This is a genomic window from Kitasatospora sp. NPDC056184 (genome assembly GCF_042268405.1).
Classification (GTDB): Bacteria; Actinomycetota; Actinomycetes; order Streptomycetales; family Streptomycetaceae; genus Kitasatospora.
Genome location: NZ_JBHJUI010000005.1, coordinates 273279 through 291019, shown reverse-complemented (window position 1 = coordinate 291019; position 17741 = coordinate 273279). Strand labels below are relative to the sequence as shown.

The 17741-nt window shown below is 75.8% G+C and carries 18 protein-coding genes and 1 pseudogene; 4 read left to right on the top strand and 15 right to left on the bottom strand.

Annotation, left to right across the window (positions count from 1 at the left end; genetic code table 11):
* Window positions 1-85: 85 nt before the first annotated feature.
* The 6 genes from ACFC0B_RS13285 to ACFC0B_RS13260 form a co-directional block, all read right to left on the bottom strand.
* Complete coding sequence (locus ACFC0B_RS13285) at window positions 86-1354, bottom strand: type III PLP-dependent enzyme (RefSeq protein ID WP_376085632.1); 1269 nt, start codon at window positions 1352-1354, stop codon at window positions 86-88.
* Window positions 1351-3102, bottom strand: coding sequence for an IucA/IucC family protein (locus tag ACFC0B_RS13280; RefSeq protein WP_376085629.1), 1752 nt, complete (start codon window positions 3100-3102; stop codon window positions 1351-1353). Before ACFC0B_RS13280 ends, ACFC0B_RS13285 begins: the two co-directional genes overlap by 4 nt.
* Entirely contained in the window at window positions 3099-3302 is a 204-nt protein-coding gene (locus tag ACFC0B_RS13275; protein WP_376085626.1) for a hypothetical protein, read from the bottom strand. Before ACFC0B_RS13275 ends, ACFC0B_RS13280 begins: the two co-directional genes overlap by 4 nt.
* Window positions 3299-5044 carry an IucA/IucC family protein gene (locus ACFC0B_RS13270; RefSeq protein WP_376085623.1) on the bottom strand — a complete coding sequence of 582 codons (1746 nt, stop codon included), beginning with the start codon at window positions 5042-5044 and terminating at the stop codon, window positions 3299-3301. The genes ACFC0B_RS13275 and ACFC0B_RS13270 overlap by 4 nt, the downstream gene beginning before the upstream one ends.
* The gene (locus ACFC0B_RS13265; RefSeq protein ID WP_376085621.1) at window positions 5041-6279 is read right to left on the bottom strand and encodes an acetyl-CoA carboxylase biotin carboxylase subunit family protein; all 1239 of its coding nucleotides are present in this window, start codon (window positions 6277-6279) and stop codon (window positions 5041-5043) included. The genes ACFC0B_RS13270 and ACFC0B_RS13265 overlap by 4 nt, the downstream gene beginning before the upstream one ends.
* A 96-nt stretch (window positions 6280-6375) precedes the next feature.
* Window positions 6376-6582 carry a hypothetical protein gene (locus ACFC0B_RS13260; protein ID WP_376085618.1) on the bottom strand — a complete coding sequence of 69 codons (207 nt, stop codon included), beginning with the start codon at window positions 6580-6582 and terminating at the stop codon, window positions 6376-6378.
* 166 nt (window positions 6583-6748) lie between these two features.
* Here ACFC0B_RS13260 and ACFC0B_RS13255 point away from each other — a divergent pair, with 166 nt between their 5' ends.
* On the top strand, window positions 6749-7603 hold the full coding sequence (locus tag ACFC0B_RS13255) for a (2Fe-2S)-binding protein (RefSeq protein ID WP_376085616.1): 855 nt from the start codon (window positions 6749-6751) through the stop codon (window positions 7601-7603).
* A gap of 38 nt (window positions 7604-7641) precedes the next feature.
* Window positions 7642-8043, top strand: coding sequence for a VOC family protein (locus ACFC0B_RS13250; protein WP_376085613.1), 402 nt, complete (start codon window positions 7642-7644; stop codon window positions 8041-8043).
* A 142-nt stretch (window positions 8044-8185) separates the two neighbouring features.
* Here the strand turns inward: ACFC0B_RS13250 and ACFC0B_RS13245 are convergent, their stop codons facing one another.
* Both ACFC0B_RS13245 and ACFC0B_RS13240 read right to left on the bottom strand, forming a co-directional pair.
* Window positions 8186-8893 (bottom strand): bleomycin resistance protein, encoded by a 708-nt coding sequence (locus tag ACFC0B_RS13245; protein ID WP_376085611.1) that lies wholly within the window; start codon window positions 8891-8893, stop codon window positions 8186-8188.
* A gap of 46 nt (window positions 8894-8939) precedes the next feature.
* Window positions 8940-9554 (bottom strand): maleylpyruvate isomerase family mycothiol-dependent enzyme, encoded by a 615-nt coding sequence (locus ACFC0B_RS13240; RefSeq protein WP_376085608.1) that lies wholly within the window; start codon window positions 9552-9554, stop codon window positions 8940-8942.
* Window positions 9555-9626: 72 nt separating this feature from the next.
* Here ACFC0B_RS13240 and ACFC0B_RS13235 point away from each other — a divergent pair, with 72 nt between their 5' ends.
* A complete protein-coding gene (locus ACFC0B_RS13235; protein ID WP_376085605.1) occupies window positions 9627-10556 on the top strand; it encodes a LysR family transcriptional regulator in 930 nt (309 codons plus the stop codon).
* Here the strand turns inward: ACFC0B_RS13235 and ACFC0B_RS13230 are convergent.
* From ACFC0B_RS13230 to ACFC0B_RS13215, 4 genes are all read right to left on the bottom strand, one after another.
* Window positions 10546-11085: a GNAT family N-acetyltransferase gene (locus tag ACFC0B_RS13230; RefSeq protein ID WP_376085603.1), complete on the bottom strand. Its 540-nt coding sequence runs from the start codon at window positions 11083-11085 to the stop codon at window positions 10546-10548. The two genes, ACFC0B_RS13235 and ACFC0B_RS13230, sit on opposite strands and share 11 nt — an antisense overlap.
* Complete coding sequence (locus ACFC0B_RS13225; protein ID WP_376085600.1) at window positions 11082-11552, bottom strand: NUDIX domain-containing protein; 471 nt, start codon at window positions 11550-11552, stop codon at window positions 11082-11084. Before ACFC0B_RS13225 ends, ACFC0B_RS13230 begins: the two co-directional genes overlap by 4 nt.
* Window positions 11553-11665: 113 nt before the next feature.
* Complete coding sequence (locus ACFC0B_RS13220) at window positions 11666-12499, bottom strand: hypothetical protein (RefSeq protein WP_376085597.1); 834 nt, start codon at window positions 12497-12499, stop codon at window positions 11666-11668.
* Window positions 12496-12909 (bottom strand): hypothetical protein, encoded by a 414-nt coding sequence (locus tag ACFC0B_RS13215; protein ID WP_376085594.1) that lies wholly within the window; start codon window positions 12907-12909, stop codon window positions 12496-12498. Before ACFC0B_RS13215 ends, ACFC0B_RS13220 begins: the two co-directional genes overlap by 4 nt.
* 175 nt (window positions 12910-13084) lie before the next feature.
* Here ACFC0B_RS13215 and ACFC0B_RS13210 point away from each other — a divergent pair, with 175 nt between their 5' ends.
* Window positions 13085-15094 (top strand): SMI1/KNR4 family protein, encoded by a 2010-nt coding sequence (locus ACFC0B_RS13210; protein WP_376085591.1) that lies wholly within the window; start codon window positions 13085-13087, stop codon window positions 15092-15094.
* Window positions 15095-15165: 71 nt separating this feature from the next.
* On the opposite strand, the pseudogene ACFC0B_RS13205 reads toward ACFC0B_RS13210, so the two are convergent.
* The 3 genes and pseudogenes from ACFC0B_RS13205 to ACFC0B_RS13195 all read right to left on the bottom strand — a co-directional run.
* A pseudogene (locus tag ACFC0B_RS13205) lies at window positions 15166-15657 on the bottom strand (GNAT family N-acetyltransferase); the annotation flags it as partial.
* Between the two features lie 28 nt (window positions 15658-15685).
* Complete coding sequence (locus ACFC0B_RS13200) at window positions 15686-16687, bottom strand: ABC transporter substrate-binding protein (protein WP_376085588.1); 1002 nt, start codon at window positions 16685-16687, stop codon at window positions 15686-15688.
* Window positions 16688-16854: 167 nt separating this feature from the next.
* A complete protein-coding gene (locus tag ACFC0B_RS13195) occupies window positions 16855-17631 on the bottom strand; it encodes a MerR family transcriptional regulator (protein WP_376085585.1) in 777 nt (258 codons plus the stop codon).
* Between the last annotated feature and the right edge of the window lie 110 nt (window positions 17632-17741).

Below are 17741 nucleotides of genomic sequence, written 5' to 3'. Positions count from 1 at the left end.
TGTCGCCGGGTGGCGGCTGACAGATGACAGCTGACAGATAACAGATAACAGATGACGAAATCTGTCAGCTGTCATCTGTCAGCCATCAGTCATCAGCCGTCCCGTCCTCCCCGTCCAGGTAGCAGAACCCGGGGCGGGGGTGCATCAGGAAGTCGTGGTGCGAGATGTTGAACGCGTACGCCCCCGCCATGCCGAACAGCACGCGGTCGCCCGCGCGCAGGCCGGCCGCCGCCGGGGCGGCGTGGGCGAGGACGTCCTTCGGGGTGCAGAGCTGGCCCGCCAGCGTGGCGCGGCCGGTGGTCACGGCCGGGCGCGGCCAGGGGTGCGGCCAGGCGGCGACCGGCAGGGTGGTGAACGGCTGGCTGTGCCCCCGGGTGGCCGGAGTGCGCAGGTGGTGGGTGCCGCCGCGGACGATCACGAAGTCCTCGCCGTGGCTGCGCTTCACGTCCAGCACCTCCGTGGCGTACCAGCCGCAGTAGGCGGTCAGCGCCCGACCGGGTTCGATCCGCAGCGTCAGCCCCGGGTACCGGTCCAGCAGTCTGCCGAGGCCCTCGCCGAACGCCGCCCAGTCGAAGCGGGCGGCCGGGTCGCCGTAGTCGACGGCCATGCCGCCGCCCACGTTGACCTCGTCCAGCGTGAACGCGTGCCGCTCCGCGAGCCGGACGGACCAGCCGACGATCTGCTCGGCGAGGGCCAGCTGCTCGGCGGCCGCGAGGCCGCTCGCCAGGTGGGCGTGCACGCCGCGCAGCCGTAGGCGCCGCCGGACCGGGCCCAGCGGGCCGACCGGCTCGGTGAGCAGCCGGACGGCCGTCTCGGCCCGGTCCGGGTCGAGGCCGAACGGCGTCGGCCGCCCGCCCATCGCCAGCGCCACCGAGTCCAGCGCACCCGCCTCGACCGGCAGGTTGACCCGGAGCAGCACGTCCACCACGGCGTCCGGCCGGTCGGCCAGCACGGCGGCGAGCCGGCGCAGCTCGTGCTCGCTCTCGACGTGCCAGCGGTGCACGCCCGCGTCGACCGCGGCGGCGATCTCGGCGGGCGTCTTGCCCGGCCCGCCGAACGCCAGCGGGGCACCGGGGACCGCCGCCCGGACGTGGGCCGACTCGCCGCCGCTGGACACCTCGTAGCCGTCCACGGCGCCGCGCAGCGCGGCCAGCACCGGCGCCTCCGGGTTGGCCTTGGCGGCGTAGTGGAGCTCGACGCGCTCCGGAAGGGCGGCCCGGACGGCCGCGGCGTGCGCGCGCAGTGCGCGCAGGTCGTAGACGTAGGCGGGCAGTTGCTCGGAGGTCAGGCCCGCGACGTGGCGGCGGACGGCCTCGGTGGCGGCGGGGACGGGGACGGCGGCGGGGGCGGTCATCGGGTCCTTCCGGCGGAAACGGGTGGCGGGGCCTGGACGGGCTGCGGGGCCCGGGCCGGGGACGGGGTGCGGGCCGCCTCCGTCGGGGCGGTGCGGGCCAGCGGCGAGGCGAGGCGGACGTAGCCGGCCGCGCGGTCGGCTCGGCGTTCCCAGCGGGTGAGCAGATTGGCCTTGCCGGGCAGTGGCGCGCCCGCCAGCAGCGCGCGCAGCCGCGGCGGGCACCCGTGTGCGGCGGCGTACTCGGCCAGGGCGCGGCGAACGGCCTCCCAGAGCGCGCTCTCCGCCGCCGGGTGCAGGTCGGCGAGGGCCGCGAGCAACTCGGCGACATGGTTGACCAGCAGGCAGTAGACCACCCGGTCCCAGCCCTGCTCGGCGTCGTACGCCATCGGCCCCGCCACCTCGGGCGGCAGCGCGGCGAGCAGCGCCGCGTGCCGCTCGGGGAGGAGCTTGGTGCCCTCCAGATCGCGGAAGACCACCTGGGCGGGCTGTCCGGCGGCGTCCACGCCGATCAGCACGTTCTGCAGGTGCGGCTCCAGGACCACGCCGTGGTCGAAGTAGGCGGCCAGCACCGGCGGGAGCAGCAGCCGCAGGTAGGCCGTCCACCAGTCGAGGGCCCGCGCCGGGTCCGGAGTGCCGGACAGCAGCCGGGAGATGTGGGCGGAGCTGGTCGGGTACTCGTCGGCGACGGCGGCGGCCAGCAGCGGGGTGACGCCCGGGCGCAGCGCGCCGCCGAGGCCCTCGCGGACGATCAGCCCGAACCCCTCGTACAGCGCCCGGTCGGGCCGGCCGCCGGCGCCGGGCAGAGCGAGCGTGCGGAAGGCCGGCTCGCGCAGCACCGTGGCGTCCGGGAACCGCTCGGCGAGGTCGGCGAGCACCGGGGCGAGCAGCCGGGTGAGGGCGACTGCGCCGGTCAGCTCGTACGCGGCGTTCTTGCGCAGGCAGTTGGTGATCCGGACGTTCAGGCTGAACTTGAGGAACGCGCCCGCGCCGTACAGGGTGCGGACGGAGGAGGTGGCGGCGAACGGGGCGCCGCCGGGGCCGAGGTCGAGGACGTCCCCGCGTTCCAGGGCGTCCCTCAGCAGCGGTTGGTCGCCGATGAGTTGGTACTGCCAGGGGTGGGCGGGCAGCAGCAGGTGGCCGTCCGGGGCGGGGCCGAGGCCGTCGAGCAGAGCGGTCGCGGCCGGGTCGGCGGCGGACTCCGCGATCAGCTCCCGCCGGACGGCGAGGTGGCGCAGCGGGAAGGCGGCGCGGGCTTCGGGAGCGTAGTCGCGCCAGTCGCCGCGTTCTGCGGAGCGGGACTTGGGCGCGGGGTGGAAGCGGTGCCCGAACAGCAGCGCCTGCTCGGACTCCAGGTAGCGGTCGGGGCCGGGCGCCGGACGTCCGGCCAGGGCGGCGGCGACCGCGGTGTGGCTGGCGGCCAGCTGGTCGAGGAACTCCTCGTTGGCGGTGCCGGTGCGCAGCTCCAGCTCGCCCTGGACGTGCCGGGCGAGCCGGCGCCAGTCCAACTCCCGCCATCCGTCGATGTGTTCCTCCTCGACGGGGCCGGTGAAGCGGTGCGCGCCGAGCAGTGAGGTGCGGCGCAGGGCGACCCGGAGCACGGTGCCGCGCCGGGGCAGGCGGAGTAACAGCCGGCGGTCGCTGACGGCGGTCTGGCGCTCGGGCGCGGACACCTCGCGCAGCAGGCAGTTGAGCAGGGTGTGGGCCACCACATGGTCGGCGGTGGGCAGTTGTTTCGCCTGGTTCGTCATGAGTGGCTCCGGCGCTGGCCGACGGGAGAGGTGAACGCGGTGGCCGCGACGGCATCGGCGGCCACGGCGCCGCCCTTGGAGGCGCATTCGAGGGTGCCGAACATCCGCCCGGGCGTCCGGCCGCGGGCGTCGCGGTCGCCGAGGCCGGGCAGGATCGCCGCCGGGCAGGATCGCTGCCGGGTCGGCGCGCCGACCGTCACGGGCCGGCCTCCGCTCCGGACGGGGAACCGGCGGGCGGCAGCAGGTAGTTCGGGCCGTCCGTGTAGTGCTTGTTGATGTCGGCGGCGCCCGAGCGCCGCTTGCTGAGCAGGGTGCCGGCGGTGACCATCGCCTTGACCGGCAGCCGTTCGGCGTCGAGCAGGGCGGTGCGCAGCGGCTCGGCGGCCGGGCCGGTCCGGTCGAGGGCCTGCGCGAGCCGCTTGCGCAGCAGGGCGAGCAGTTCGTCGAGTCCGGCGCGTCCGTGGGCGGCGAGGCCGAACGCCAGGGCGCCGGTGCACAGGTGGCCGGTGATGGTGGTGAACAGGTCGGTCAGCGGCCGGTCGTCGTCGGCGAGGATCCGGGTGTCGTCGAACTCCCCGGGGGAGGGGGCGTGGTCGCCGAGCGCGGCGGCCACGCGGCCGGAGTGGACGCGGGGGCCGTCGTCGTCCTTGTGGAGCAGGCGCGGGCCGCCGTCCTCGTCGAGCACGAGCGAGATGTTCTGCTGGTGGGACTCCAGGGCGACGCCGTGGCCGAAGAGGGTGGTCTGCCAGTCGAGCAGCAGTTCCAGCAGGGCGTCGTAGAGGGCGACCGGGTCACCGGCCGAGAAGCGGTCGGCGAGGTGGTCGACGACCAGGCGTCCGCCCGGCGCCGGGGCCAGCAGGGCGGCGAGCGGGACGGTCACCGACCTTTCCAGCCCGGCCGGGTGGCGGCGCAGCAGCACGGCGAGCAGCTCGTGCCCGGCGTGCGCCCAGGTCTGTTCGTCGGCGTGCAGGATCCGTCCGGCGAGGCGCGGTTCGCGCGCCAGCACGGCCTCGAACAGCCGCTGTCCGGCGGCGCCGTCGCGCAGCGAGCCGGGCTTGATGGTGCGGCGGTTGAGCCGGCCGAGGGTGGCGGTGGCGAGCGGCAGCTTCAGGTGGTGGACGGGGTCCTCGGCGACGGCGACGGTGCGCATCGAGAGGGTGGGGACGACGGTGAGGTACGGGCGTTCGGCGAGGACGGCGCGGTCGTCCAGCCCGGCGGCGCGCAGGGCCTCGCCGAGGGCCGGGCCGACGGTGAGCGGGTGGACCGGCAGGGTCTCCCAGGCCCGGTCGCCGCCGGGCAGGTCGAGGCCGAGCCAGCTCGGGGTGGGCCACCAGCGCGGCAGCGGCCGGTCGCCGTGCCGGGTGAGCGTGCCGGCCGGCAGGGCGAGCCAGCGCAGTTCGAAGGCTGGATGGAACTCCGGCGCGTACGAGCGCAGTTGGTTCTCGTCCAGGCCCGATCGGCCGCGCGCGGTGGGATAGACCGGGTGGTCGAGGTAGGCGGCCAGGGTGTCGTGGGCGAGGGCGGCGGCCGGGCCGGTCCAGTGGGCCGGGTCGGCGCCGTAGAGGTCGGTGAGCGCGGTGTGGACCTCGTCGCGGACCCGCTCGTGCAGTTCCATGGTGGCGAGGGTCTGGCGGCACTCCTCGGCGAACGCCGTCCAGCCGGGCCGGTCCTCGGCGTCGGCCAGGCCGGCGAGCGCGGCGAGCACGGCGTCCAGGCCTTCGACCGGGCGGCCGTCCAGTTCGACGCGCGGGAGCCGGGCCGCGTACTCGCTCTGGAAGCCCTCGGGCACGACGGGGACGGCGAGCGCGTGGCCGCGGGCCACCGCCCAGGGGCCGTCGGCCCGCTGCTCGACCGTGCCGCGGGTGCGCAGCCCGAGCACGTCCTCGCGCAGCAGGGCGGACAGCACGCGCAGGGCCAGTGCCTCGGCGGGTGACGCGTTCACGGGGTGATCTCCCAGCGGTTGGCGGCCACGAACCCGGCCACGGCGGCGTCGGCGGCGGGCTGGTCGGGGCCGACCGCCCAGATCACGCTCAGGTAGTCCCGGTTGGTGCGGTAGTGCTCGTGTCGTTCGCCGATCGCGCGCTGCGGCCGGTGGACGAGCCGGACGCCGTCGGCGCGCTCCTCGGCCCGCTCGTCGTGCGGCCCGGGCGCGGCGGTGAGGGTTCCGGCCCGGTCGGCGCGGACGGCCTCGTTGCGGGCGCGCAGCGGGGTGGCGGCGCAGCGTTCGCCGAGCTCGGCGGGGAGTTCGCGGCCGAGGTGGGCGGCGAGGACGAGCTCGAAGAGCGGGAGGTCGAGGACGGCGGCGAGCATGAGGTCGCACTGGTCGCCGATGGCGCGGTAGTTGACCTCGACGATGCGGGCCCGCCCGTCCGGCTGGACGACGAACTCGGTGTGGCAGGCGCCGAGTCCGACGCCGATCGCGTCCAGTTGGGCGAGCACCTGCGCGACCACGGCCGGCGGGTGCGCGGGGACGAACTCCAGGGCCTCCTCGATGAAGTCCGGCAGTGGGGAGAGCGTGGTCCGGAAGCCTCCGAGAACGTGCCGGCGGAGGCCGTCGCCGAGCGTCTCCAGGGTGCACAGCGGACCGTCCAGGAACTCCTCGACGACCAGGGCGGCGCCGGGTCGCCGGGCCTGGATCTCCCGGGCGCGCCGCACCATCTCCCGGGCGTCGGCGACCAGGGTGACGTCCTCGCTGGCGACGCCCTCGCGGGGCTTGACCACGGCGGGGAAGGGCAGGCCGGCCTCCAGCAGCGCGGACGGATCCTGGTCCGGGGCGAGTTCGGCGGAGCGGACGGTGTCGAGGCCGGCGGCGGCCAGGTGGCGGCGCAGCTGGCCCTTGTTCTTGGCCCGCAGGGCGGCCTTCCAGTCCTTGCCCGGCAGGCCGAAGTACTCGGCGGCGAGCGCGGTCTGGACCTGCAGGTGGTCGCTGTTGCTGAAGACGGCGAAGGGTGTGCGGCCGTCCCGGGTGAGCCGCGAGATCAGCCCGACCACCTCGCGGAAGTCGTGCACCTCGCAGTCCACCACCGCGGGCGCCCCGGGCAGTTCGGCGTAGGCGCGGCGGTGTGCGTCGGCGTGGTCGGTGAGGACGGTGACGTCGAGTCCGAGCCGGGCGGCGGCCGGGAGGAAGCCCTCGGTCACCGACTCGGTCGGGTTGAGCGCGAGCAGGTAGAGGCGCATGGCGGGCGGGTCCTCTCCGTGGGTGGGGGAGGGGGCCGGGGGCGGGCTCGGCAGGGACCGCCCCCGGTTCCTCCGGGCGGGCGTGGACGGCGGTTCCTACCGGGGCGCGTCGGCGCCGTCCGCGCCGCCGGCCGGCGCGCCAACGACGGTGCCGAGCGGGACGGCGCGGGAGCCGAGCGCGAGGCCCGGCGCGGCGCACGGCGCGAGCTCGCCGGGCCCGACGGCGAGGACCAGGGGGAGCCTGGCGGGGGAGCGGCGGGTCGCGGCCGGGGCCGCGGGGGCCGGCGTGTCGGTGGTCAGCACGGGGCGAGATATTAGGTTAGGTAAGCCTAATATCGTCAAGTCGCGGCCGGGGCCGGGTCCCTGTCGGGGGCGCCGGCGGCATCGGCGGCCGGTCGGCCGGGTGGCGTGAACCGGTCGCCGAGCGCCTGTAAGGTGAGCCTCACCTAACACGATCTCGGGAGTGCCGATGATCTTCTCGGGGCCACCTCTGCCTGCCGCCCCGCCCGCCGCGGCGCCACCGGCGAACCCGCTGGAGGCCGACTACCGGCTGCTGCTGGACCTCTGCCCGGTGCTCCGGGTGCGCCTGCTGGCGGCGGACGAGCCCGCCCCCGACCGGGCGCGCGACTGGTACTCCGCGGCCGAACTGGCGGGCGATCCGGAGGCGCTGGCGCGGGCGCTGGCCGGCGAGGCCGCCCGGATCGCCCCCGTCGCCGCCGAGCACGGCACCGCCCCGCGTCCGCACGTGGCCGCCTCCCGGCTGCTCCACCACTACCTCTGGTCGCTCTGCGTGCTGATTGCCGGGCCCTGGCACCTGGCCCGCCGGGTCCCCTCGATCGACGGCGCGGACGTATGGCTGCACGCCCCCACCGGTGATCTCGCGCTCCGCCCGCGCGCCTACGTCACGCTAACCGGCGAGGACGAGCTGCGGGCCGAACTGCGCGCCGCCGTCGTCGCCCACGCCGAACCGCTGCTCACCGCCTTCGCCGCCCCCACCCGGCGCGGCACCCGCGCGCTGTGGGGCATGGTCACCGACGACCTCGCCTCGGCGGTCTGGTACCTCGGCAAACGGCTCGACGCGTGCGCCCCCGGCCCCGGCCCCGTCGGGGAGGACGCCGCCGTCGCCGCCGCCGGAGCCGTCCTGCCCGGGGGCACCGACCCGCTCCCCGGCGCGGCCGGCTTCCGGCTGCTGCGCGGCGCGGACGGCCGGGACCACCACACCAGGACCCGCCTCGGCTGCTGCCTCTACTACGCCGTCGAGCCCGCCCGGGCCTGCCTCACCTGCCCGCGCACCGGCGACGAGGAGCGGTTGCGCCGGCTCTGACGGAACGTCCGGCGCGCACCCGGGTAGGCTCGGCGCCCGTGATCGACTCCACCACCCACGTCCGGGTCGCGCGCCCCTCCCGGGACCTCGCCGCGGCCGAGCGCTTCTACGTCCACGGCCTCGGCCTCGCCGTCCTGTGGCGCAGCACCGAACGCGTCCCCGGCGAGCACGACCTGCTGATGGTCGGCCCGTCCGGCGGCGGCTGGCACTTCGAGCTGACCCGCGACCCCGAGCGCCCGGTCGAGCCGGCGCCCACCGTCGACGACCTGTTCGTCGTCTACCTGGGCGCCCCCGTCGACGACGCGCTGGTGCGGCGCCTGGAGGACGCCGGCGGCACGCGGGTGCCCGCCCACAACCCGTACTGGGACGAGTGCGGCGTCACCGTGGCCGACCCGGACGGCTACCGCCTGGTGCTCTGCACCCGCACCTGGAGCTCCTGACCGCGCGCAGGGCGCTCGGGCGGCGCGCCGGCCGCGCCGTCCGGGGCCGGTCGCCTCGGCCGTGCGCGCCGTGCACACCGTGCGCGCCGTTCGCGCCGGTCAGGGACCCCCGGGCGGCGATCGGGAGGCGCCTGATGGTGGATCAGAGCAGGACGTCCGCCAGTCGCTTGAGGTCGTCGAGGACGGACTCGCGTTCCTCCTCGGTCAGTTCGGCGGCGACCCGCTCGGCCCACCGGGTGAACGCCTCGGCGCTCGCGCCGTCCGCGAGGCGGTGCGCCAGGTCGGCGCGCAGCGCCAGGATGCGGAACAGCAGGACCGGTGCGGGCGGGCCGTCCGGCCGGGCCAGCGCGCGGTCCAGCACCCGGGCGGCCGCGGCCGGGTCCTCCTTGGAGTCGGCGAACAGCGCCGCGTGGTGCAGCGCCTTCGCGAACGGTTCCTCGGGGGACGGCCGGTGCCGCTGGTCGGCGCGGATCGGCTGGCCGATCCGCAGGCAGTTGCCGCCGGGGTCGGTCACCAGGAACTGCCGCACACCGTGCGAGGTGTCGCCGACCGGGCCGAGCCGGGGCAGGCCGCTGGTCGGCACCCGCCCGTAGGCGGAGCGCAGGCCTTCCTGGAAGGCGGCGTGCAGCGCGTCCACGTCGTCCGTGCGGACCAGGCAGGTGCTGTAGGAGGTGCCCGGATCGTACTTCTTCATGCCGAAGAAGTGCAGTTGGATGGCGCCGCGCTGAACAACGGCGTACGGGCTGGGGCTCTTCTGATGGAGGGTCACCTCGAAGCCGAGCGCGGTGTAGAACTCGAGCACTGGCGGGAGGGCCTGACAGGGGAGGATCGGAACCGTCGATTCGACCATGCCCGCTGACTTTACCCCTGGTTGACCGCGAATCGGACGCTTCCGGTCAGATGTCGACCCCGGGAACGCGGCGCCCGTAAGCGAGAAGCAGCAACTCCTCGGCCGGTCGGGCGACCGTCCGACTACCGCTTCCGTACGACCAGTCGAGATCCGTGGCGCGCAGCCGGACGTTCTCCAGGCGGGCGCCGAAGAACCGCAGGGTGCGCGGGGTGACCTCGGCCAGCAGGGGAAGCAGCCGCTCGGCCGGCACCCGGCGGCACAGGCCCAGCGCGACGGTGATGTCCAGGCCGTGCACGACGTCGTGCCCCAGCGCGGCGGCGAGTCCGCCGACCGGCGGCGTCCACGGATGGTCCGCGTTGTCCCGCAGGGCGGCGGCGAGTTGGGCCGCGGTGAGCGCGCCGGCGTCGCGGCGGGCGAAGCGGTCGGTCATCCGGTCCAGACTGCCGCGCGAGCGGACCAGCTCGACGGCGATCCGCGGGATCCGGTGGCGAAAGCCCATGCTCATGTGCGCCGCCACCTCGCGCACCCGCCAACCGGTGCAGAGCGACGGGGAGTTCCACTGCGTGATGGACAAGCCGTCGAGGACGTCGGCGAGTTCGCGCCGCTCGGTGGCGATCTCGGATCGCAGGTCGGCGGTGCCGGACGTGTGGGAGTGCTGCATGGTCACCAGGCTGCGGGACGGAGCGGCCAGAAGTCCAAGAGCTGGTTCTTCTGATCCCTAGAATCAGGGGTTATGGAGCTTCGGCAGTTGCGGTACCTGGTGGCGGTGGTCGAGGAGGGCGGATTCACCCGGGCGGCCGAGCGCCTGCACCTCGCGCAACCCGGGATCAGCGCGCAGATCCGCCAACTGGAGCGCGAACTGGGCCAGCAGTTGCTCGACCGCACTGGGCGCTCGGTCACCCCGACGGAGGCGGGCGCGGCCGTCCTGCCCTACGCGCGGGCGGCGCTCGCCGCCGTCGAGGGCGTGCGGCAGACGGCGCAGGCCCACGCCGGACTGCTGACCGGGCAGGTCGCGGTCGGGATGGTGGCGGGCGTTCCCAGCGGTTCCGACCAGCGGGGCTTCGACCTCGCGGCCGTGCTCGCCGCCTTCCACACCGAGCACCCCGGGGTGGAGATCTCGCTGCGCGAGTCGACCTCGGAGCGGATGTTCACCGCCCTGCGGAGCGGTGAACTCGACCTCGCCGTGGTCGGCCTGGAAAGCGCCGAGCCGCCGCCCGGCCTCGACGTCCACCTGGTCGTCGACCTGCCGCTGGTCGCCGCGACGGCCCCCGGCCACCCGTTCGCCGCCGACCCCGGCCCGCTCCCGGTCGCGGCCCTCGCCGACCACCCGCTGATCGGCCTGCCGCCCGGCACCGGCCTGCGCGGCACGCTCGAACGGGCCTGCGCCGAGGCCGGCGTCCACCCGCGCGTCGCCTTCGAGGCCTCCACCCCGCCGCTGCTCGCCCACCTCGCCGCCCGCGGCCTCGGCGTCGCCGTCCTGCCGCAGCCGGCGCCCGGCGCCGCCGAGGCCCTCGGCCTGCACGTCCGCCGCCTGGTCGCGCCCGAACCGCGCGGCCGGGTCGCCCTCGCCTGGCCCGCCGCCGGACCGGCCCGCCCCGCCGCCAGGGCCCTGCTCGCCCGCCTGCGGGGGGCGTTCGCCGCGGCCGGGCCGGTCACGCCCTGAGCCGCTTGACCATCACCCGCTCCGCCGCGCCGTGCTGCTGGTCCTCCCCGTCCTCCCGGCCCTCCCTGTCCTCCCCGTTCGCTTCCGCGTCGACGAACCCGTGCCGCCGGTACAGCGCGACGGCGGCCGCGTTGCCCGACAGCACGGCGAGCCGCAGCGACGTGCTGCCCCGGCGCCGCGCCCACGCCTCGACGGCGGCGAGCAGCCCGTCCCCCACCCCGCGCCCGCGCGCCCGCGGCCCGACCCACACCGACCGCAGCTCGCTCACCGCGCCCCGGTCGTCCAGCCCGGGCACCCCGCCCGCCAACCCGGCCGGCCGCCCGTCCGCCGCCACCGCGACCACGTGCACGGCGTCCGCCCGCGCGAACCGGGCCCGCCACTCCGCCTCGCCCCCCGCCGACCAGTCCGCCAGCCGCACCCTGAACGCGTCCGGCGCGTCGGCGAGCGCCGCCAGCCGGGCGTCCCGCCACAGCGGCCAGTCGACGGGATCGGCGGGCGTCAGCACCCGGAGCACGAACCCGCCGCTCACCGGACCACCGGCCCGCCGCTGCCGCGCCAGTCCGTGAGCCGCTTCCGCACGCTCGCCACCATCGGAAGCCGGTCGGTCTCCTCCGGCGCGAACCAGCCGACCTCGTACGACTCGTCGGACGTCCGCAGCACACCCCCGACCGGCCGCCCGAGCAGGCAGATCGAGAACTCCTGGCGCACCTCGCCGTCGTCGTACGCCATGAGGTGGCGCGGATTCGTGTACGTGCCGACGATCCCGGTCACGACGACCTCGATCCCGGTCTCCTCCAAGGTCTCCCGGGCCGCGCACTCGCCGATCGACTCGCCCAACTCCATCGTCCCCCCGGGCAGCGCCCACATCCCGTTGTCCACCCGCCGTTGCAGCAGCACCCGACCGGTGCCCTCCTCGACGACGACCACCGAAGCCGCCGGCACCAGACTGTTGGCCGCCGGTGCCCCCGGTTCGTCCTCATAGTCACGCCTGGCCATCCCGACCCCTTTCCCGCACAGGAACGCTGCGACGGGGTGCATGCCCCCGTCGCGGCCCCGCGATGCACGCCCCGGCGCCGCCGTCCGGCCCGGCACGGCCCGGAGACGCGTCTCTAGTCGGTGCCGTTCCAGACGAGCACCGTCGCCTCGAAGGCGCCCCGGCCGTACCCGGAAGGCCTGAACTCCCCCACGGTGACCAGGGCGATCCGCCCGAAGACCGTCCGGGCGCAGAACCTCGTCGTCGGCTCGATCGGCAGGGAGTGCGACGCCTGCGTGCTGAGGAGGTCGGAACACTGCCGGCGGGTCGGGGCGGCCGCGCCGGTGACCGGGACGAGGCCTCCGCTGTTGGCGGCGGTCGCCCCCTGTCCGCCGGCGTCCAGGAGGTAGTTCACGCCGAAGCCCTTGATCAAGGGGGGCTCGTCCTCGCTCAGCACCCTCGGCGGTGTCCCGTCGAGGTCCACCGAGGCGGTGAGCCGGACCGTCCCCTCGAAGCGGACGGCCTCCGCGGCCGCGGCCGTCGGGGAGGGCGAAGGACCGCCGGCCGCGGGCGGGACGGTGAAGCCCGTGTCGGCGGCTGCCGGGGGAGCGGTCGTCACCGGGGGCGCGGCCGGCGTGGGCTCCGGTGACGGCGTCCGGGCGGAGGCGCCGCCCGAGGCCGAGGGGCTCGCGGCGGCGGCCTCGGCGGCGGGGCCGGCGGAGTCGCGCTCCGCCAGCTTCCGTTCGACCAGCGCGCCCAGCACCGCGGCACAGACCAGGGCGGCGCACAGGGCGGCACACAGGGCGGCGGCCCGCGCCCGGGGCCGGCGCGGCGGTGGGGGCGGTGCCGCCTGGGTGATGGTGATGCTGCCGCCGGCGTTCAGGGAGTGGCCGCCGCCCGCCACGTGCCCCGCCTGGCCGCCGGCGGGGTGTCCGGGGTGCCCGGTGCTTCCGGCGCTTCCGGTGCTCACGTCGTGATCGAGATGTCGCCGCGCGCGTTGTAGACGCTCCCGCCTCCGATCGCCTGCCCGAACTGGGCCTCCCCGCTGACGACGGGCCCCGTCGAGGGCGCGGGCCGGTCGACCGCCAGCAGGGCGCGAAGCCGGTCCGCCAGCTCCGGGCTCCGGAGCAGCAGCCAGGTGAAGCGCTGCTCCCACTCCTGCCCGGTGCGCGCCGCCGCGCCCCCGTCCCCCCGCTCCTGCGCGGCGCCGAGCACCTCGCGCGCCGTGTCGAGCGCGGCGCCGATCGCCTCGCCCTGCTCCGGCGCGACCTCGTGCCACAGCTCGACGACGCCGTCGCGGACCCGCCGCCACGACGGGCCGAGCAGCAGGCCGGTGACCGCCGGGCCCGCTGTCCGCGCGAGTTCCAGGACCTGGTCCATGTGCGAGGTTCCCCCTCGGTGTCCGGGCCCGGCGTGCGGTACCGGTCCCTGCCACGGCCAGCATAGGAACCGCCGGGCCCCGCGCGGGACCGCGTTCCGCGATCGATGCCGGTTCGCGACGGGGAACCTGACGCTCCGCCGGGGATTGTCAGTCGTGCGTGCAAGGATCGCGGCCATGACGGAGCAGGCGTTCGACTGGCGGCCCTTCCTCGTGCGGTGGAGCGAGGAGTGGGCCGGAGCGTGTACCGACCCGGCCGGGCTCCGGGACGGGGACGAGGAGGCGTGGCGGGCGCGCTGGCTGGGGTTCGAGGGAGCCCCGGCCGAGCGGATCGCGGCGGCCGAGGCGGAGCTGGGATGCGTGCTGCCGCCGTCGTACCGGGAGTTCCTCGCGGTGAGCGACGGGTGGCGGCACGCCGGCGGCTTCGTGTTCCGGCTGGCCGGGGCGGACGGCGCGCGCTGGCACCGGGACGCCGACGGGATCAGCGAGTACTTCGAGGACGACGAGTCGGCGGACATGTGGCACCGGGCCCTGCAGCTCGACGTCGAGTCGGACCTGACGCTCGTCCTGCTCGACCCGGGCGACGTCGACGCGGACGGCGAGTGGGCGGTGTACTGCTACGCCTCGTGGCGGGCCGCGCCGCCCGAGCGCTACCCGTCGTTCCGGGCGTTCATGCTGGCCATGCACCAGGAGTTCCACCGCCTGGCCGCCCACCGGGACGACGAGCGCTTCGTCAACGCCACCACCCGCGAACAGGACGCGCGCGTCGAGGCGGCCCGGCTGGACGCCCTGGCCGGGGAGCACGAACGGGCGGAGCGGGCGCTGGCCGAGGCCGTCGTCTTCGGACGGCCGCGCGCCGCCGGCCTGCTCGACCAGCTGCGCTGTTTCAGGCAGCAGGGGCCCCAGCCGACGTTCGGGGACCTGCCGCGCGATCCGGCCTACCTCGGCGAGGTGGTGCCGGTGCTCGCGGCCCGGCACGTGCGGAACGGGCACGACAGCACGGTGTGGGGCTACACGCTGCGGGTGGACGGCGGCGAGCCGCGGGCCGCGGCCGACGAGGTGCTCCGGCAGGTGCGCGAGCACGAGTACCGCTACACCGCGGCCGGTCCGTTCGGCGAGGCCGTCGACCGGGCGAGGGAGCAGGCGCGCTGGGGCGGCACGGACGCCGCCTGGCGGACGCTGCGCGTCGCGCTGCCCCGGTGGACGCCGGTGGGGCCGGACCACCTCGCGCCCGTCGGGCTGCTGGCGGACCCGCTGCTCGGGCCGCTGCTCACGGCGGAGCGCGGGCGGGAGCTGCTGGCCGTGCCGCGCGGCCTGCCGGGCACGGCGGCGGGGGAGACGGCGGGGGAGGAGCCGTCGGGGGAGGAGGCGGAGGCCTCGGGCGACGGGCTCGCCTGGCTCGCCCTGGAACCGCGGTCCGGCCGGCCCCGGCCCTACCGCTTCGTGCTGGTGGAGGGGGTGGCCCCGGACGCGCTGCCGGCCGTCCTCGCGGGGGAGGGGACGGTGCTGGCACCGCCCGCGACCCGCTGGGAGGCCGAGAGGGACCGGGACCGGACGGTCTTCTCCTCCGAGGACCCGGAGCCCGCCGTCGTCGGCCACGCGGGCGGCGACGGCGGGTCCGGCTGGAGCTTCGCCTTCGAGGCACGGACCTCGCCGGTGACGCCGGGGCCGCGCATCGGGACCCCGGCCGCGACCGCCTCCGGCCGGACGGGCGGGCGCGCCGTGGCCGTGTTCGTCGTACCGGAGGAGGGCTTCTTCCACCTGTCGGTGGCGGAGGGCGGGGAGGAGCGGTACGGCTTCACCGTGCGCGGCTCGGAGATCGGCCGCAGCGGAGCGGCGGAGGTCCCGCCCGCGCTCGACCCGGACCGCCACTTCGGTCCGCACGCCCACGGCCGGCAGGGCGAGCACGGCCTGCTGACCGCGCTCGCCGCCGAGTTCGGGGTGGCGCTGCCCCGGTTCGCGCTCACCGAGGGGCGGCTGCACGCCTTCGCCGACCCGTCGTGGGCACCGCCCCGGCTGCCGGGCGAGGTCTACCTGACGGCCGTGCTCGTCTCCGGGGCGTCCGACTCGACGTCGGGAGCGTGGGAGACACTGGAGGAGGCGGTGGAGGCGCTACGAGGTCCGGGCGCACCCGATGTGTCGGCCTCGTCGGGGGAGCCGGTGAGGAGGCCGCCGGAGCCGTCCTGAGGACCGGGGGGTCCGGGGCGCCGCCGCTCCTCCCACTCCTGGCGGAGCATGCCGAACAGCAGGCGGTCGTAGCGGACCCCGCCCACCAGCACGGCGGCCCGTCGGCGGCCCTCCTCGCGGAAGCCGAGCCGGGTGAACGCGCGGGCGGCGCGGGCGTTGCCGCTCCAGGTGTCCAGCTCCAGCCGGTGCAGCGGGAACGCGCCGAACAGGTGGTCCACCAGCAGGCCGAGGGCCTCGGAGCCGTAGCCGCGGTCCCAGAACTCCCGCTCGCCGATGGCGATCCCGACCTCGCCGACGCCCTCGTACAGGTCGAGGCCCCGGTAGTCGACCAGGCCGATCGGGCGGCCGCCGGCCGTCTCCTCGACGGTCAGCATGCCGGCCTCGCGCGGATCGAGCCGCAGGATCCGGCCGAACCGCTCCGCCAGTGCCTCGGCGGTGGTCGGGCCGAAGCGCGGGTCACCGGCCGCCGCCTGCCGGATCAGTTCGGGGTCGTTGCGCCACCGGAGGTGGTGCTCGGCGTCCTCGGCGCGCAGGGCGCGCAGCCGTACTTTCGTACCTTCCATCATGATCGGATGGTAGGCCGGGCCGCCGTCAGCCGGTGAGGTGGTGGCGGATCTGGTCGAGGATCCGGCCGGCGCCGGTGTAGCCGATGCCGAGCATCCAGAGGTTGTCGTCGACCTGGTAGACCCTGCCCGTGCGGACGGCGTCGAGGCTCTTCCACAGCGTGCCGCCGACGATCTTCCCCTGGTCGGACTTGGCCGCGTCGCCGTAGACCGAGTAGAAGATGACGTCGGCGGCGGCCTGGTCGACCTGCTCGGGACTGATCTCGATCGAGAAGCCGGGCTTGTTCTGGTTGGCGGGGCGGCCGACGCCGAGGTCGGTGAGGATCGAGCCGACGAAGGTGTCGTTGAGGTACAGGCGGGTGGGCGCACCGGCGAGGAAGCGGGCCATCTCGACCTTGAGCGCGGCCGCGTTCTCCGGCCCGCCGAGCGCGGTGACGAGTTCGGCGAGCTTCGCCCGGTACGCCTGTTCGGCGGCGGCCGCCTCGGCCTGGCGGCCGAGGGCCTCGGCGTGCAGCCGGACGTTCTCCTTCCAGACGGGGCCGGTGGTCCTGCTCAGCACGGTCGGCGCGATCTTGGAGAGCTCGTCGTAGCGCTTGTCGTCGCGGACCTGGTTGCTGAGGATGACGTCCGGGCGGAGGGCGGCGATGGCCTCCAGATCGGGTGAGCCGATGGTGCCGACGGCCTTGATCCCGGCGAGCCGTTCGGCGGGGAGGTAGGCGGAGAGCGGCGCGCCGGCGGTGACGGTGGTGGCGCCGACCGGGGTGATGCCCAAGGTGACGGCGGAGTCCAGGGCGTCGGTGTCCAGGACGACGACCCGGCCGGCCCGCGCGGGGACGGTGCTCTCCCCGCGCGCGTGCCGCACGACGCGCCCTTCCGGGGCGCTCGATCCGCTCGCCGTCGCCGGGCCGCCGGACCCGCACGCGGTGAGCGCGAGCCCGGAGGCGAGCCCGGCGGTCAGCGTGAGCAGCCGGCGGCGGGTCGTGGCCGTGGCCGTGGTCGCGGGGAGGGAGCGGGCGGGGGCGTCGGGCATCGGGCGACTCCGTTCCGGAGGCAGACGGCGAGGCGTCCCATCCCTGCCCGGCGGCGCGGATCGCTACGCGTGCGGGCGGCCGCGATGACGGCTGACAACTGACAGATTACAGATGACGGATAACAGCTGACAGATTTCGTCAGCTGTCAGCTGTCAGCTGTCAGCTGTCAGTCGCCCTCGTGCTGCTCCATGCGCTGGCGGAGCAGTCCGTCGTACGTGGCCTGCACCTGGCGGTCCATCGCCAGCGCGAACTGGGCGTCGGTGACCGTGCGTGCGAGGGGGCGGATGCGCAGGACCTGCTCGGTCAGCCGGGCTGCCTCGCCGGGTGGCAGTGGAGTGTCGGCGGTCAGTGCGCCGAGCAGGTGCTCGCGCACCACGGAGGTGAAGATCTCGGCGATCGCCGTCACGTGCTCCTGGGTTCGCCGGCTGGCCTCCAGTACCGCCGAGAGCGGTACGCCCTCCGCGACGAGCGCCGTGGTGGCGTCCATCAGCCGCCGGCTGACGTGGGTGATCCCGTCCTCCTCGACCGTGATGAAGCCCTGGTCGATGGACTCGGTGGTGTTCTCCTCGGTGAGCTGGTCGCCGAGGGCCGCCTTCAGCTCGTCCCAGTCGAGGTGGACCGGCGTCTCGTCGGACCACGGCGCGATGATCGCCGCCTCCAGGCCGATCAGCTGGGCGACGTCCCGCCCGCTCTCGCCGGCGCCGATGAGCTCGGCGATCCCGCCCAAGGTGTGCCCGCGGTCCAGGAGTTCGGCGATCATCCGCAGCCGGGCCAGGTGGTGTTCGCCGTACCAGGCGATCCGCCCCTCCCTGCGGGGCGCCTGGAGCAGCTTCCGCTCGCGGTAGAAACGCAGCGTGCGGGTGGTGATCCCGGCCGCTTCGGCCAGTTCCTCCACCCGGAACTCGTGTTGTCTGTCCTCGGCAGCACCTTCGACCTTGTCCACGGCGCTCAGCATAGGACCGGCGATCGTCCGATCGGCTCGGTCGGGCTTCTTCCATCAACTGTCAACAAGGGCTACCCTGCCAACCGTGCCAGTGATTGCTGGCATGGTTG